Source organism: Streptomyces albospinus (assembly GCF_014648695.1).
Classification (GTDB): Bacteria; Actinomycetota; Actinomycetes; order Streptomycetales; family Streptomycetaceae; genus Streptomyces; species Streptomyces albospinus.
Genome location: NZ_BMRP01000010.1, coordinates 26,081 through 40,612 on the forward strand (window position 1 = coordinate 26,081; position 14,532 = coordinate 40,612).

Consider the following 14,532-nt stretch of genomic DNA (forward strand, 5'->3'; position numbering starts at 1 on the left):
GACCGAACTCCCCTCAGTTCGCTGATTTGGACGGGTCCTTGAGGCCCACGGAGGCGTAGTCCAGCTGCCCGCCGAAGGAGGTCTGGCCGTATGCGCCCGCGATGTTGCTGCCGAGTACCAGGGGCCAGCGGCGCACCAGGACCGGGACGGCGGGGGCCTTCTTGAGGATCTCGCCGTCGAGCTGCCGCCAGGCGTCGTTGGCCTGCCGGGTGTCGGTCATCGCGGCGATCTCGTCCATCCGCCGCATGGTCGGACGGTCGCGGAAGAGGGAGTGGTTTCCGGAGTTGCCCTTCTCCTTGATGTAGCGGCCGTCGAAGACGAAGGGGAGGAAGGTCGATCCGGAGGGGTAGTCGGGGCACCACCCCGTATAGACGAGATCGGTGCGGTTGGTGGTGTCGCCGATGGTGGCGTAGAACGCCGACGGGTCGACGGTGTTGATGGTGACCTTGATGCCGGCCCTGGCCAGGGACTGCTGGATGGCCTCGGCACGGCCCTTGTCACCGGTCGAGACGGTGATCTCGGTGGCGAAGCCGCCCGGCTTGCCCGCCTCCTTGAGCAGTTGCCTGGCCTTGGCGGTGTCTCCGGTCGCGGGGATACCGAGGGTGTCCGGCTGCTTGCCGCCGAAGAGCGTGGCGGGCATGTAGGCGGTGGACAGGTCGTTGAAGGCCGGGCCGCCGGATGCGGTCAGTACGGAGTCCTTGTCGAGGGCGTACTGCACCGCCTGACGGACCTTCACGTCGTTGAACGGGGCCCGCCCGGTGTGCATCTGGAGCATGTCCGTGCAGTTCTGGGACTCCGCCAGCAGGCGGTTGCGGACCTCGGGGTGCGGCAGCACCTTGGCCGCGCTCTCCGGCCGCAGCGCGGACCAGGGGACAGCGGAGGCGTCCGCGCCCTGGCCGGCGATGAGCCGGTCGTCGATCTGGTTGGCCTTCAGTCCCATCACCACGACCAGCTTGTCCGGGTATGCCTTGCGGACCGGGTCGGTCTTCGGATCCCAGTACGGATTGCGGACCAGCACGAGCCGCTTGCCCCGCCCGTACGACTCGATCTTGTACGGGCCCGAGGAGAACGGCCGGTTGTCGTAGCGCGGTCCGCTGTCCCGGGACGTGGGCACGGGGGCGAAGGTCGGCAGCACCGTGGCGTCGGGGAACTCGGCGAAGGGCTTGCGGAGTTCGAAGACGATCGTGTGGTCGTCCGGTGTCCTGACGGAGTCGAGGTGACCGCCCTGTGCGGGCCCCTTGTACCCCTCGGCGCCGACCAGGTAGCGGGCCGCGTAGTCGGCGCCGCCGGGCAGGTCGGGTGAGAAGGACCGCTCCACGTTGTACTTGACGTCCTGGGCGGTGACGGGCGTCCCGTCCTCGTATCTGACGCCCTTCTTCAGATGGAAGGTCCAGGTCCGGGCGCCGTTGGAGGAGGTGCCGAGGTCGGTGGCGAGATCGGGGACGAGTGTGCCGCCCGCGGTGCCGGGGGACGCTCGGTAGGTCACCAGGGTGCGGTAGAGCAGCCTGGTGCCGAAGTCCATGGTGCTGACGACCCAGTTGCGGGCCGGGTCGAGGTGGTCGAAGTCCTGGTCGGACAGGACGGTGAGGGTGCCGCCCCGCTTCGGGGTGCCGCCGACGACCGCGCCCTGGTTGGCGAGAGCGGGGTTCTTGCCGTCCGCGGAGCGCTTGCCGCCGGAGCAGCCGGCGGTGCCGAGGACGAGGACGGCCGTCAGTGGGACGGCGAGGGCGGTGCAGGTGCGCTTGTTCATGAGCAAGTCCACTCCGTGAGCAGTCGAACAGCCGCGCAGGCCGGAAGCCCGTAAAATAGTAATGTGAAATTGCACTGACAAGATGTCGACCGCTCCCGTTACCCAGCTGTGCTCAAGGGTCAAATCGGCTCGGACGCAAGGGGATTGGCGCCGCGAGGTCCCTTGGCAACGGCAGTGCAATGTGAAATATTACTGACGTGCCCATGAGAAACCCCCCGGATCTCATCGTCGTCGGTGCCGGCGTGGTCGGCGCCGCCTGTGCGTACTACGCGGCCCGCGCCGGCCTGACCGTCACCGTGATCGACCGCGGCTCCGTCGCCGGTGGAACCACCGGTGCCGGCGAGGGCAACCTGCTGGTGTCCGACAAGGAGCCCGGCCCCGAACTCGAACTCGCCCTGTTCTCAGCGGAGTTGTGGCGCGAACTGGCCGAGGTCCTGCCGCCGCGGATCGAGTACGAGGCCAAAGGCGGCCTCGTCGTCGCCTCCGACGGACAGGCCATGGCCGCCCTGCGGGACTTCGCCGCACGCCAGGCGCAGCACGGGGTCTCGACCGAAACGGTGCCCGGCGAACGGCTCCGCGAACTGGAACCCCACCTGGCGCCGGACCTCATGGGCGGTGTGCACTATCCGCAGGACGCGCAGGTGCAGCCCGCTCTCGCCGCCGCCCACCTGCTCCGCGCGGCCGGCGACCGGCTGCAACTGCGGCTCGGCGAGGAAGTGACCGCGATCCTCACCGGGCCCTCCGGAGAGGTCCGGGGAGTGCGGACATCCACCGGTGAACTGCACGCCCCGTACGTCGTGAACGCGGCCGGGAGCTGGGGCGGCGAACTGGCCCGGCTCGCCGGCGTGGAACTGCCGGTGCTTCCCCGGCGCGGCTTCGTGCTCGTCACCGAGCCGCTGCCCCGCGTGGTGCGGCGCAAGGTGTACGCCGCGGACTATGTCGCCGACGTCGCCAGCGACTCCGCGGCCCTCCAGACCTCGGCCGTCGTCGAAGGCACCCCGGCCGGCCCCGTCCTGATCGGTGCCAGTCGCGAACGCGTCGGCTTCGACCGCTCCCTGTCGGTGGAGGCGCTGCGCCGCCTCGCCGGGCAGGCGGTACGGCTCTTCCCGGTCCTCGCCACCGTGCGGGCCCTGCGCACGTACGCGGGCTTCCGCCCCTATCTGCCCGACCACCTGCCCGCGATCGGTCCCGACCCGCGCAGACCGGGGCTGCTGCACGCCTGCGGCCACGAAGGAGCGGGCATCGGTCTCGCCCCGGCCACCGGCCGGATCATCGCGGAGAGTCTGACGGACGGACAACTCCCGTTGGATATCGCACCGTTCCGTCCCGACCGGTTCGGCGGGGGAGAGGCCCGATGACCTCTGCCCCCGGCCCTCGCCCCGACGTCCCGCGAAAGGAGCCGCGCCATGGCGCGTGACCGCAGCCCCGCCGAGCTCGTGGGTGCGGCGCCCGACACCGCATTCGAGATCACCTTCGACGGGCGGCCGATCACCGCACTGCCCGGCCAGTCCGTGGCCGCCGCACTGTGGGCCGCAGGCATTCTCGCCTGGCGCACCACCCGCGCCGGTGGCCGGCCGCGCGGCGCCTTCTGCGGCATCGGGCACTGCTTCGACTGCCTCGCCACCGTCAACGGGCAACCCAACCGCCGGGCCTGCCTGGTCCCGGCGCATCCCGGCGACACCGTCACCACCCAGGAAGGACACGGCCATGACGAGCTCGCCGTCTGACGAACCGGAGTACGACCTCGCGGTGATCGGTGCCGGCGCCGCGGGCCTCGCCGGTGCCGTCACCGCCGCTGAACTCGGCCTGTCCGTCGCCCTGTTGGACACCGCAGCACACCCGGGCGGGCAGTTCTACCGGCATCCCGCCCCAGCACTCGGCGCCACCCGTCCCGAGGCCCTGCACCACGACTGGTCCACCTTCGACGAGCTGCGCCGCCGCCTGGCGGACAGTGACGCGAGGTATCTGGCCGGACACCATGTCTGGACGGTCGTCCGGACGGAGCCGAGGAGGGACCGGTGGGAGGTGCACGCCGCCACCGGAGCGGACGGCAACGGGGAGCGCCCGGTCCGGGTGCGGGCCCGCGCGGTCCTGCTCGCCACCGGCGCGTACGAGCGTCAACTGCCCTTCCCCGGCTGGACGTTGCCAGGAGTGGTGGGTGCCGGGGGAGCGCAGGCGATGCTGAAGTCCGGTCTGGTGCTGCCCGGACGGCGGGTGGTGGTGGCGGGCAGCGGTCCGCTGCTGCTGGCCGTCGCCGCGTCGCTCGCCACGGCGGGGGCCCGCGTCCCGGCGGTGGTCGAGGCGTCCGGCTACCTCGGCTACGCCCGCCACCCCCGCGCCCTCGCCGCCGACGTGCACAAGTTGGCTGAGGCCGCGGTGCACGGCACGGCGCTGCTGCGGCACCGGGTGCGGCTGCGCACCCGCAGCGCGGTGACCCAGGTGCACGGGGCCGACCGTGTGGAGGCCGTCACGGTCTCCCGGCTCGACCGTGACTGGCGGCCCGTACCGGGGACCGGCCGGCGGATCGCCTGCGACGCCCTGGCGGTGGGGCACGGCCTGGTCCCGCAGCTCGAACTCGCCACCGGCCTGGGCTGTGCCACCCGGCGTACCCAGGACGGCACATCCGCCCTCGACCTCGACGCGGACCAGCAGACTTCCGTCCCCGGCATCTGGGCGGCAGGCGAGACGGGCGGCGTCGGTGGCGTCCGACTCGCCTGCGTGGAGGGTGAGTTGGCGGGTGTCGCGATTGCGGCCCGGTTGCGCGAGCGGCCTGCGCTCACCGCCGGCGGGCGCGTCCGTGCGCTGCGCCGCCGCCGCGACCGGATGCGCGCCTTCGCGGCCGTGATGGCCGCCGCACACGCACCCGGCCCCGGATGGAGCCGGTGGCTGGACGATGCGACGGACGTGTGCCGTTGCGAGGAAGTCACCGCGGGCCGCATCCGCGAGGCGGTGACCGACTACGGCGCCCGGGACGCCCGCACCGTCAAACTCCTCACCCGCGCCGGCATGGGCTGGTGCCAGGGCCGGATGTGCGGGACGGCCGTGGCCTGCCTGGTGGGGGAGGGGCAGGGCGCGCAGCTGCCGCCGTCACCGGAGCGTCGGCCGCTGGCCGTACCGGTCCGGTTGGAGATGCTCGCCGCCCTCGCCGAAACGGCCGCCCGGGAAAACCCGCCCTCGAAGGCACCACAGCCTCCTGGATGAGCTGCCACACACCACAGAACAACTGCCACCCACCACAGGAACCGCCCCGCCCCACCGCATCCGCCTCATAAGAAGGGCTCCCTCCATGACCACCACCTCCGCCGTCACCGACTGGAGCGCAGAGCGCCCCTGGCGCGGCATCATGGTCGCCACCGCCCTCCCCCTGCGGGAGGACCTGTCCGTCGACTACGACGCGTATGCCGCACACGTCCGCCGCCTCGTCGACGACGGCTGCGACGGGGTCGTGCCCAACGGCTCCCTCGGCGAGTACCAGACGCTGACCGACGAGGAACGTGCCCGTGTGGTGCGCACCGCCGTCGAGGCGGCCGGCGACGGTGCGCGTGTGATGCCCGGCGTGGCCGCGTACGGCAGTGCCGAGGCGCGCCGCTGGGCCGAGCAGGCCGCCGAAGCGGGCTGCGGCAGCGTCCTGCTGCTGCCGCCCAACGCCTACCGCGCCGACGAGTCCGCCGTGCGCGGCCACTACGCCGAGGTCGCGAAGGCCGGCCTGCCCGTCGTGGCCTACAACAACCCCATCGACACCAAGGTCGACCTGACCCCCGGGCACCTCGCCCACCTCCACGGCGAGGGCAGCATCGTCGCGGTCAAGGAGTTCACCGGAGACGTCCGCCGGGCATACGAACTGGCCGAACTCGCCCCTGGACTCGACCTGTTGATCGGCGCGGACGACGTACTGGTGGAGCTCGCACTGGCCGGTGCCGTCGGCTGGATCGCCGGATACCCCAATGCCTTCCCCGCCGCCTGCGCCGAGCTCTACCGCGCCGCCGTGGCCCACGACCTGCACACCGCCCTGCCGTTGTACAAGTCCCTGCACCCCCTGCTGCGCTGGGACTCCAGGACCGAGTTCGTGCAGGCCATCAAGTGCTCCATGGACATCGTCGGCCGCCACGGGGGTCCCACCCGGCCGCCGCGTCTGCCGCTGCCCGCGGGGATCGCGGCCGAGGTACGGGCCATCACCGAGAAGGCCGTCGCGGCCGGCCACCACTGACCCGGAGGGAGACCCATGCGCACCCGCCACGTCTTCCACGCGGTCGACTCGCACACCGAGGGCATGCCCACGCGCGTGATCACCGGCGGTGTCGGGGTGATCCCCGGCACCACCATGGCCGAACGCAGGCTGCACTTCATCGAGCATCTGGACCACCTGCGCACCCTGCTCATGTACGAGCCGCGGGGCCATGCCTCGATGAGCGGCGCCATCCTCCAGCCCCCGACCCGCCCCGACGCCGACTACGGCGTCCTGTTCATCGAGGTCTCCGGTCTCCTGCCGATGTGCGGACACGGCACCATCGGCGTGGCCACCGTCCTCGTCGAGACCGGCATGGTCCCGGTCACCGAGCCCGTCACCACCGTCCGCCTCGACACACCCGCCGGCCTGGTCGGCGTCGAGGTGCAGGTCGAGGACGGACAGGCCACGGCGGTCACGCTCACCAACGTGCCGGCCTTCTGCCTCGGCCTCGACCGCAAGGTGAAGGTACCGGGCCATGGCACGGTCACCTACGACCTCGCCTTCGGCGGCAACTTCTACGCCTTCGTCGAACTCGATGCGCTGGGGCTGCCGTTCGACCGCGCCCGCAAGGACGACCTGCTCGCCGCGGGACTCGCCATCATGGACGCGGTCAACGCCTCGCCCGACCGGCCCGTGCATCCCACCCAGCCGGAGATCGCCGGCGTCAAACACGTCTACCTCGCCGCTCCCGGCTCCGACGCCCAGCGCTCACGCCACGCCATGGCCATCCACCCGGGCTGGTTCGACCGCTCCCCGTGCGGCACCGGCACCAGCGCGCGGATGGCCCAGCTGCACGCCCGCGGCGAGCTGCCGCTGGAACGGGACTTCATCAACGAGTCGTTCATCGGTACCCGGTTCACCGGCCGCCTCGTCGCCGAGACGCAGACCGGCGGCATCCCCGCCGTCGTGCCCCGCATCACCGGACGCGCCTGGATCACCGGCACCGCCCAGTACTTCCTCGACCCCGACGACCCCTTCCCCGGAGGCTTCCTCCTGTGACCACCGACCTGGCCCCGGTCGTCTCCCGCAACCCGGCCGACCCCTCCGACCTCCTCGTACAGACCCCCGCGACCGGCGTGTCCGGCGTAGCCATCGCCGTCGCGCGCGCCCGCACCGCCCAGTCCGGCTGGCTGCGCGGCGGCGCCGCGGCCCGCTCGGCCGCGCTCGCCGCGATCGCCACCGCCGTCGAGGCAGCGGCGGACGAACTGGCCGCCCTCGCCGTCCGCGAGGTGGGCAAGCCCGTCACCGAAGCCCGCGCCGAGGTCGCCCGCACCGCCGCGATCTGGCGCTACTACGCCGCCGCTCCCTACGACTCCACCGGCACCGTCCACGAGCCGGCCGCCGGCCCCGGACTGCTGCTCACCCGCCGCCGTCCGCACGGCGTCGCCGGCCTGATCACCCCGTGGAACTTCCCGTTCGCGATCCCCAGCTGGAAGGCCGCCCCAGCGCTCGCGACCGGCAACACCGTCGTCCTCAAACCCGCACCCGAAGCCACCGCCTGTGCCCAGCGCCTCGCCGAGATCGTCCAACAGGCCCTCCCGGAGGGGGTGTTCACGGTGCTGCCCGGCGGCGCCATCGAGGGCGACGCCGTCGCCTCGGCCGCCGACGCCGTCTCGTTCACCGGCTCCACCGTGGTCGGCCAGACCGTCGCACGGACCGCCACCGCACGCGGTATCCCCGTACAGGCCGAGATGGGCGGGCTGAACGCGGCGATCGTCCTGCCGGACGCCGACATGGACACCGCCGCCGCCCACCTCTCCGCCGCGATCGCCGGATACGCCGGTCAGAAGTGCACCGCAACCAGCCGCGTGATCGCGGTGGGCGCCGCCCGCGGCCCGCTGCGCGAGGCACTGGCCGAGCATCTGCGGGCGCTGCCGGTGGGCGACCCCGCCGACCCCGCCACCGTCTGCGGCCCCCTCATCGGCGAACCGGCCCGCAGCCGGGTGGTCGAGGTGGCCCAGGGACTCCCGGAAGTCGCGGTCGCCCGCGTGCCCGGCGAGAGCGGCGGCTGGTTCGCGGCGCCGACCCTGGTGGAGGACGTGCCCCCAGGCCACCGGCTGCTGCGCGAGGAAGTCTTCGGCCCGCTCGCCGTGCTGCTCGCCGCCGACGACCTCGCCCAGGCGGTACGGATCGCCAATTCCGTCCCGTACGGCCTGGTCACCTCGGTGCACACGGCATCGTTCGACGCGGTCCTGAACGGGCTCGACCAGCTCGACACCGGCATGATCCGCCTCAACGCACCCTCCACCGGCGTGGACTTCCATCTGCCGTTCGGCGGCACCAAGGCATCCAGCCGCGGACCGCGCGAACAGGGCCGCGCCGCCCTGGACTTCTACACCTCGACCCGGACCTACGCTCTCGTCCCCGCACACCCATAGCCACCTGCGAAAACAACGTGACATTGTACGCTGGTCATCCGCTCGGCCACGGGCGACCGGCACGAAGGGAACACCGCGACCATGGGCCATCTGGAGCAGCGCAACCTCAACACCACCAGGGAGCGCCTGCGCGACCAGGTGGCCCACGCCCTGCGGGCGGCTCTGATCTCGGGTGAACTCCGGCCCGGCGAGGTGTACTCGGCGCCCGTCCTGGCCGAGGACTTCGGGATCTCCGCCACCCCCGTGCGCGAGGCGATGCTCGACCTGACCCGGGAGGGACTGGTCGAGCCGGTCCGCAACAAGGGGTTCCGGGTCACCGAGGTCAACGAACGCGACCTCGACCAGTACACGGAGATCCGCACCCTCATAGAGGTCCCGATGGTCGGCCGGATCACGCGTACCGACTCCCGCGCGGAGTTGGAGGAGCTGCGCCCGGTCGCCGAGGAGATCGTGCGCGCCGCCCGCGACCACGACCTCATCGGCTACCTGGAAGCCGACCGCCGGTTCCACCTCTCCCTGCTCGCCCTGGCCGGAAACGACCGGCTCGTCGAGACCGTCGGCGACCTGCGCAAACGCTCCCGCCTCTACGGCCTGACCGCCCTGGACGAACGCGACCAGTTGCTCCCCTCGGCCGAGGAGCACCTCGAACTCCTCGACCTGATGGTGGCCGGGGACGTCGAGGCCGCCGAGGCGTGCATGACCCGCCACCTCGGCCACGTCCGCTCCCTGTGGGCCGAGAGTGCCCAGGAACAGAAGCCCGCCCGGCGCGGCCTGCACGCCCGCCTGAAGCCCCGCTGACCGAATGCGAGAGCCATGAACCCCGCATACGCCACCGTCGACCACGTCTTCACCGTCCCGCTGGACCACACCGACCCCGGCGGCGACACCCTCCAGGTCTTCGCCCGCGAGATCGCCGACCCGTCCCGCGCCGGCGAGCAACTGCCCTGGCTGCTCTTTCTTCAGGGCGGCCCGGGCGGCAAGTCCCCCCGCCCATCGGGAAAGTCGCCCGGCTGGCTGGCCCACGCTCTGAAGACACACCGCGTCCTCCTCCTCGACCAGCGCGGCACCGGCCGCTCCACCCCGCTCACCGCACGAGCCGCCGCACGCTTCCCCGATCCCGACCGACTCGCCGCACATCTCGGCCACTTCAGGGCCGACTCCATCGTGGCCGACGCCGAACTGATACGCCGCGAGTTGTCCGACGGACAACCCTGGGAAACCCTCGGTCAGAGCTACGGCGGCTTCCTCACCCTCACCTACCTCTCCCAGGCACCCGAAGGGCTCAGGGCGTGCTACGTCGCCGGCGGCCTGCCGGGCCTGACCGCCACCGCCGACGACGTCTACGCACGCACCTTCCCCCGGGTACGGGACCGGGTCCGCGACCACTACGCCCGATACCCCGACGACGCCCCGCGCCTGCGCCACATAGCCGACCTGCTCGCGTCCCAGGACATACGGCTGCCCGACGGCGACCGCCTCACCGTCCGCCGCCTGCGCACCCTCGGCATGGTCCTCGGCATGGGCGACGGGTTCGAGCGCCTGCACTGGCTCCTCGACGAAGCCCTCGACGGCAACGGTGAGTTGACCGACACCTTCCTGTACCAGGCGATGGCCCTGACCGGCTTCACCGACAACCCGCTCTACGCCGTCCTCCAGGAAACCCTCTACGGACAGGGCGCCGGCCCCACCGGCTGGTCGGCCTCCCGCACCCACGCCGCCCTCCCCGAGTTCGCCGAGGACGCCGATCCCCTGCTGCTCACCGGCGAGATGATCTACCCCTGGATGTTCGAGGACATCCGCGGCCTGCGCCCCTTCGCGGACGCCGCCGACAGGCTCGCGCGCCGCACCGACTGGCCGCCCCTGTACGACCCGGCCCGCCTCGCCGCCAACACCGTCCCGCTCGCCGCAGTCGTCTACCACGACGACATCTATGTGGACGCCGGCCTGTCCCTCGACACCGCCCGCACCATCGGCACCGCGCGCGCCTGGGTCACCAACGAATGGGAACACGACGGGCTCGCCGCCTCCGGCGACCGGGTCCTCGCCCGCCTGATGGACCTGGCCGCGGGCCGCGTCTGACATCCCCGGACCGGCTGCCGCCGACCCGGCCCGGCGTGGTTGTCAGTGCGCGAAGGGCGGTTCGAAACAGCCGGTTTCCAGGTACGGACCGTTGACCTGGACCTGGTAGTTGGTCTTCTGGATGAATGCGGTGACGCAGGCGTCGTTGTGCACGCGGAGACCGATTCGGGCACCTGGAGCCGTGACGTAGTGGTCGCTTTCGAAGCGCGGTTCCATGCTCCGCACGTCGAGTTGTCCGCCGAGGTGCTCGCCTTCGGGACCGGTCCGCTGTTGCTGGTATCCGAGTGCGAGCATCGCCGAGCGGACGCTGTCGGGGTCCCATTTCCCCTGATTCCAGAGGTTTTTGAGGACGGGTTCCATGCGGTCGGCTTCCCGTTGGGCGTCCCTTTTGCTGCCGGGGGACATGTCGCGGGGTTGGCGGCCGGCGTTGTTCTCGCGGTAGTGGGGGGCTCCGTCGTGCGCTCCGGGTTCCCTGTAGGGGGAGGCGCCGGGGCCGGCGGGGCCGGCGCTGTGGGGTGCGCTGGGGGCGCCGGCGGCGACGCGCTGCTGACCGCAGGCGGTCAGGGGTATGACGGCGCCGAGGAGGAGCAGAGCGGCGAGATGTCTTCGCTGTCGAACGGTGGAGAGAGACATGCGGGCAACTCTGCCACGGCGGGGCGATTCGGTGCCGAACCGTGCTGACGCGGTCAGCGGCGAAGGGCCTCGAAGGCGTGTCGTGCGCTTGTGCCGATGGCGAGGTCGATGTCGGGCGCCAGGTTGGCCCGGCGGTCGGAGCGGGTGAGGGCCGCCATCGCCACCCGGTCGCCGCCGGCGGCCTCGACCACGCCGATCTCGTGTCGCAGGTGCAGGAAGGTTCCGGTCTTGCCGTGCAACCGGAGTGTGTCCGCGCGCAGTTCGCTCGCCAGGCGCTGTGTGAAGACCTGCCGTCCCATCAACCGTCGTAGTTCCGCGGTCGCTTCGGGATGGGCGATGTCGTCCTGCCACACGCGCCGGAGGAGGTCGACCAGAGCCGCTGCGCTGCCGAGGTTGGCGTGTTCCGGGTCCAGGGTCTCGATGGTGTGCCGCCCCGAGTGGTCGTCGCGGATGGCCAGTTCCAGGGCGAGCGAGAAGTCCTTGCCCGCGGCGCCGGCGGCGCACTCGTACATGCGGTTGAGCCGGTGCCGCATCCGGATGCCGGAGCACCCCCAGGCGCGCAGACGGGCGTCGACGTCCACCACCGGGACCAGGTCGAGCAACGCGTCGGCGGCGGCGTTGTCGCTCACCGAGAGCATCAGATGGAGGAGGTCGCCGACGGCCACGGTGGCCGGGTGGCGGAACGCCGCAAGCCCGGTGGGTCCGACACTGCTCGTGGACGGGTCGACGAACACGGGCTGCGCCGCGTCGAGCTTCCCGGCCGCGATCCGGTCCAGCGCGACGAGGGCGAGCGGGACCTTGACCACCGACGCGAGCGGTACCGGTTCGTCGACGGCGAAGCCGAGTTGCTCGCCGGTGTCGATGTGGCGGGCGAGGAACGATCCGCGGACACCGAGGGCGGCCCAGTCGGCGGCGATGGCCTCGGCCACGTCGAGAAGGTCCACGTCGTCGGCGACACAGACCGGGCGGTTTGCCGGGGCGGCGCTCATCCGCGCGCCGCCAGTCGGGACGGGGCGTCCTCGCCCGCGGCATCGGGTGCCGTGGTGGGCGCGGTCGCCGCGGCGCCGACCGCGGCGGCCAGCAGTGCGGCCAGCCAGTCCGGTACGTTCGCCTCGTCCCCGCGGCGGCGTGCCGCGCCGGCGTCGTACCCCCGGTGCAGCGAGGCGTCTCCCAGCGGCGCCCAGTTCGCCCCGTGCCGCCGCGCGAACGGCTCGGTGCACAGCAGCGTCACCTGTCCCGCGAGCATCTCGGCGAGGGCGGTCGCCATCGGTCCGGCCGGCCGGACCGTACCTTCCGGCAGCCCGGCCCGCGCGACCGCGCGACGCAACCGGTCCTGCGCGAAGGGGACTTGGTCCTCGATCATGGTGAGGAGCGGCACCGCAGCCGGCCGCCCGCGGGTCGCACCGCTACCGCGCGGGGGCCGCAGATCCTCCAGATGGATCGCGCGGCGACGAGTCCGCTGCCGGACCTCGGGCCGGTCGGCACAGGCACCTTCCGGTGCGGGCGGCGGTGCGGACGCCAGGCCGAGCGGTACCCGAAGCGCGGCGTGCTCCGGGGGGACGCGTACCAGCGCATACGCCAGCGAGGTGTCGGCCAGGCCCGCCTCGCGTTCGTCCGGCGGGAGCTCCTGCACACCGAACGTGATGCCGCGCTCGGCCCCGGCGCGGATGACCCGTGCCAGGGCGGCAGGCCCGCAGTCCGCAGGCACCCCGACGCCATGTACCGCCGACTGCCGTGCCGACCGTGCGACATGGCCCAACCGCTGTGCCCGGTCCAGCACGTCCTGGGCGTAGGGCAGGAGGAGGTGACCCAGTTCGGTGGTCGTGACCTGGCGCCGCGAACGGTCGAAGAGCTGGCCGTCGAAGTGCTCCTCCAGCGTCTTGATGCGCCGGCTGAGGAGCGGCTGGGCTATTCCGAGCCGCTCGGCCGCGCGCGAGAAGCTCGCCTCGTCGACGGCCGCGACGTAGGCCTCAAGGTGCGCGAGTAGGTCCACGCAGCAGTCATATCAAGAAGTTATGAGTCCTTCAAAGTTCACTCTTGGACATGGGTGGAGTCCGGCTGTTTCGCTGTCCTCGTCGAACTCCGCGGAGGCGGAGCTTCGGGGAACCGACGACGAGTACGGGAGACCTCTGCACATGACCAGTGCCACCCCCCTGCCGCGACGCGGCCTGTTGAAGGCCGGCCTCGTGGTGTCCACCGCCCTGCTCACGACCGCCGCGACATCGCCGGCCGCCTCGGCGACCGCAGCCTCCCAACGGCGGGGCGCCGAGGGCGAGTTGCGCGAACTGGAGCAGCGGTACGGGCTGCGCCTCGGCGTGTACGCCCGCAACGTCCGCACCGGGCAGGTCGTCGCCCACCGCGCGCAGGAGCGGTTCGCGATGTGCTCGACGTTCAAGACGGTCGCCGCCGCAGCGGTCCTGCGGGATCAGGCGCGCTGCGCGCCACTGGACAAGGTGATCCACTACCCGCCCGCGGACATCCTGCCGCACTCTCCGAAGACCGCACAGCACGTGGACACCGGCATGGCGGTGGGCGACCTGTGCGCGGCGGCGATCCAGTACAGCGACAATGCGGCGGGGAACCTCCTGCTGCGCCAGATCGGGGGCCCGGCCGGCCTCACGCGGTTCTTCCGTTCGATCGGCGACCACGTCAGCCGACTGGACCGTTGGGAGACCGACCTGAACCTCGCCGTCCCCGGCGACCTGCGCGACACCACCACCCCCGAGGCGATCGGCGGGAGCTACGAGCGGCTGACGGTGGGGCGGGCACTGGCAGATGCCGATCGCGCGCAACTCGTCACCTGGCTCAAGGGCAACACCACCAGCGGAGAACGGTTCCGCGCCGGGCTGCCGAAGGGCTGGACGGTCGGGGACAAGACGGGCACCGGCGACTACGCGAGCGCCAACGACGTCGGCGTTGCCTGGACGACCAGGAAGACACCGATCGTGCTGGCCGTACTGACGTCGAAGCCCACCCGGGACGCTCCGGTCGACAACGCGCCGATCGCCGCCGCAGCGCGCATCGTCGCGCGCACTCTCGCCCCGGGCGAGTGACGTCCGGCCCCTTCACGCTGCTCCACCTTCAAGCCCCTCGCCGCCGTGGCGGTCCTGCACCGCACCCCACTCGGCGGCCGGGACCGGTGCGTCACCTACACCGCAGTCGACGTCGACTCCCTCTCATCCCGGGACGACCTGATCGCCGAAACGACAAGGCAGCTCGTCCCTGCACTCACCTGACGCGCTCCTGCTTCCGGCGACTTTCCAGGCGGTAGGCGAAGCGACCGGCCGCCGCGGCGTTCCGGGAGTCGCCGCGCCCGACCCACGACGCTGCGCCCGTGCCGGCCGGCCCTGCCGGCGCACCCAGCATTTCCACAGACAACCCACAAGATGTCTGGTTATGTTCTCCCCACGATGGTGCGGAAGGCGCGGGGAGGCCGTCCGTTCCACAGGAAACGGGAGGTACCG

13 protein-coding genes are annotated in these 14,532 nt (G+C 72.1%); 9 read left to right on the forward strand and 4 right to left on the reverse strand.

The window, feature by feature from the left end:
- Positions 1–13 precede the first annotated feature (13 nt).
- Entirely contained in the window at positions 14–1,750 is a 1,737-nt protein-coding gene (locus IEZ17_RS15795; protein WP_189300563.1) for an ABC transporter substrate-binding protein, read from the reverse strand.
- Between the two features lie 203 nt (positions 1,751–1,953).
- Between IEZ17_RS15795 and IEZ17_RS15800 the strand changes: the two genes are divergently transcribed.
- The 8 genes from IEZ17_RS15800 to IEZ17_RS15835 all read left to right on the forward strand — a co-directional run bounded on the left by IEZ17_RS15800 (position 1,954) and on the right by IEZ17_RS15835 (position 10,435).
- Positions 1,954–3,108, forward strand: a complete 1,155-nt coding sequence (locus IEZ17_RS15800) for an NAD(P)/FAD-dependent oxidoreductase (protein ID WP_189300565.1) — start codon at positions 1,954–1,956, stop codon at positions 3,106–3,108.
- A gap of 48 nt (positions 3,109–3,156) precedes the next feature.
- Positions 3,157–3,477, forward strand: a complete 321-nt coding sequence (locus IEZ17_RS15805; RefSeq protein WP_189300567.1) for a (2Fe-2S)-binding protein — start codon at positions 3,157–3,159, stop codon at positions 3,475–3,477.
- Positions 3,458–4,951 carry an NAD(P)/FAD-dependent oxidoreductase gene (locus IEZ17_RS15810; protein WP_189300569.1) on the forward strand — a complete coding sequence of 498 codons (1,494 nt, stop codon included), beginning with the start codon at positions 3,458–3,460 and terminating at the stop codon, positions 4,949–4,951. The genes IEZ17_RS15805 and IEZ17_RS15810 overlap by 20 nt, the downstream gene beginning before the upstream one ends.
- Before the next feature lie 85 nt (positions 4,952–5,036).
- Complete coding sequence (locus IEZ17_RS15815) at positions 5,037–5,957, forward strand: dihydrodipicolinate synthase family protein (protein WP_189300571.1); 921 nt, start codon at positions 5,037–5,039, stop codon at positions 5,955–5,957.
- A gap of 15 nt (positions 5,958–5,972) precedes the next feature.
- Positions 5,973–6,977 carry a proline racemase family protein gene (locus IEZ17_RS15820; RefSeq protein ID WP_189300573.1) on the forward strand — a complete coding sequence of 335 codons (1,005 nt, stop codon included), beginning with the start codon at positions 5,973–5,975 and terminating at the stop codon, positions 6,975–6,977.
- Positions 6,974–8,356 carry an aldehyde dehydrogenase family protein gene (locus IEZ17_RS15825; RefSeq protein WP_189300575.1) on the forward strand — a complete coding sequence of 461 codons (1,383 nt, stop codon included), beginning with the start codon at positions 6,974–6,976 and terminating at the stop codon, positions 8,354–8,356. The genes IEZ17_RS15820 and IEZ17_RS15825 overlap by 4 nt, the downstream gene beginning before the upstream one ends.
- Positions 8,357–8,437: 81 nt before the next feature.
- A complete protein-coding gene (locus tag IEZ17_RS15830) occupies positions 8,438–9,154 on the forward strand; it encodes a GntR family transcriptional regulator (protein ID WP_189300577.1) in 717 nt (238 codons plus the stop codon).
- A gap of 15 nt (positions 9,155–9,169) precedes the next feature.
- The gene (locus IEZ17_RS15835) at positions 9,170–10,435 is read left to right on the forward strand and encodes an alpha/beta fold hydrolase (RefSeq protein WP_189300579.1); all 1,266 of its coding nucleotides are present in this window, start codon (positions 9,170–9,172) and stop codon (positions 10,433–10,435) included.
- A gap of 42 nt (positions 10,436–10,477) precedes the next feature.
- Here IEZ17_RS15835 and IEZ17_RS15840 read toward each other — a convergent pair whose 3' ends face one another.
- The 3 genes from IEZ17_RS15840 to IEZ17_RS15850 are packed head-to-tail and all read right to left on the reverse strand — an operon-like array spanning position 10,478 to position 13,061.
- Positions 10,478–11,068 (reverse strand): hypothetical protein, encoded by a 591-nt coding sequence (locus IEZ17_RS15840; protein ID WP_189300581.1) that lies wholly within the window; start codon positions 11,066–11,068, stop codon positions 10,478–10,480.
- A 53-nt stretch (positions 11,069–11,121) separates the two neighbouring features.
- Positions 11,122–12,057 (reverse strand): serine hydrolase, encoded by a 936-nt coding sequence (locus tag IEZ17_RS15845; RefSeq protein ID WP_189300583.1) that lies wholly within the window; start codon positions 12,055–12,057, stop codon positions 11,122–11,124.
- Entirely contained in the window at positions 12,054–13,061 is a 1,008-nt protein-coding gene (locus IEZ17_RS15850) for a LysR family transcriptional regulator (protein ID WP_189300584.1), read from the reverse strand. The genes IEZ17_RS15845 and IEZ17_RS15850 overlap by 4 nt, the downstream gene beginning before the upstream one ends.
- Positions 13,062–13,203: 142 nt before the next feature.
- Here IEZ17_RS15850 and bla point away from each other — a divergent pair, with 142 nt between their 5' ends.
- Entirely contained in the window at positions 13,204–14,121 is a 918-nt protein-coding gene (gene bla / locus IEZ17_RS15855; RefSeq protein WP_189300586.1) for a class A beta-lactamase, read from the forward strand.
- Positions 14,122–14,532: the final 411 nt, after the last annotated feature.

Bases quoted from the DNA above. Each gene is read 5' to 3' on its own strand.
- IEZ17_RS15795 (WP_189300563.1), bottom strand. From the start codon at position 1,750: ATGAACAAGCGCACCTGCACCGCCCTCGCCGTCCCACTGACGGCCGTC.
- IEZ17_RS15810 (WP_189300569.1), top strand. From the start codon at position 3,458: ATGACGAGCTCGCCGTCTGACGAACCGGAGTACGACCTCGCGGTGATC.
- IEZ17_RS15845 (WP_189300583.1), bottom strand. From the start codon at position 12,057: ATGAGCGCCGCCCCGGCAAACCGCCCGGTCTGTGTCGCCGACGACGTG.
- IEZ17_RS15800 (WP_189300565.1), top strand. From the start codon at position 1,954: ATGAGAAACCCCCCGGATCTCATCGTCGTCGGTGCCGGCGTGGTCGGC.
- bla (WP_189300586.1), top strand. From the start codon at position 13,204: ATGACCAGTGCCACCCCCCTGCCGCGACGCGGCCTGTTGAAGGCCGGC.
- IEZ17_RS15815 (WP_189300571.1), top strand. From the start codon at position 5,037: ATGACCACCACCTCCGCCGTCACCGACTGGAGCGCAGAGCGCCCCTGG.
- IEZ17_RS15820 (WP_189300573.1), top strand. From the start codon at position 5,973: ATGCGCACCCGCCACGTCTTCCACGCGGTCGACTCGCACACCGAGGGC.
- IEZ17_RS15805 (WP_189300567.1), top strand. From the start codon at position 3,157: ATGGCGCGTGACCGCAGCCCCGCCGAGCTCGTGGGTGCGGCGCCCGAC.
- IEZ17_RS15830 (WP_189300577.1), top strand. From the start codon at position 8,438: ATGGGCCATCTGGAGCAGCGCAACCTCAACACCACCAGGGAGCGCCTG.
- IEZ17_RS15835 (WP_189300579.1), top strand. From the start codon at position 9,170: ATGAACCCCGCATACGCCACCGTCGACCACGTCTTCACCGTCCCGCTG.
- IEZ17_RS15840 (WP_189300581.1), bottom strand. From the start codon at position 11,068: ATGTCTCTCTCCACCGTTCGACAGCGAAGACATCTCGCCGCTCTGCTC.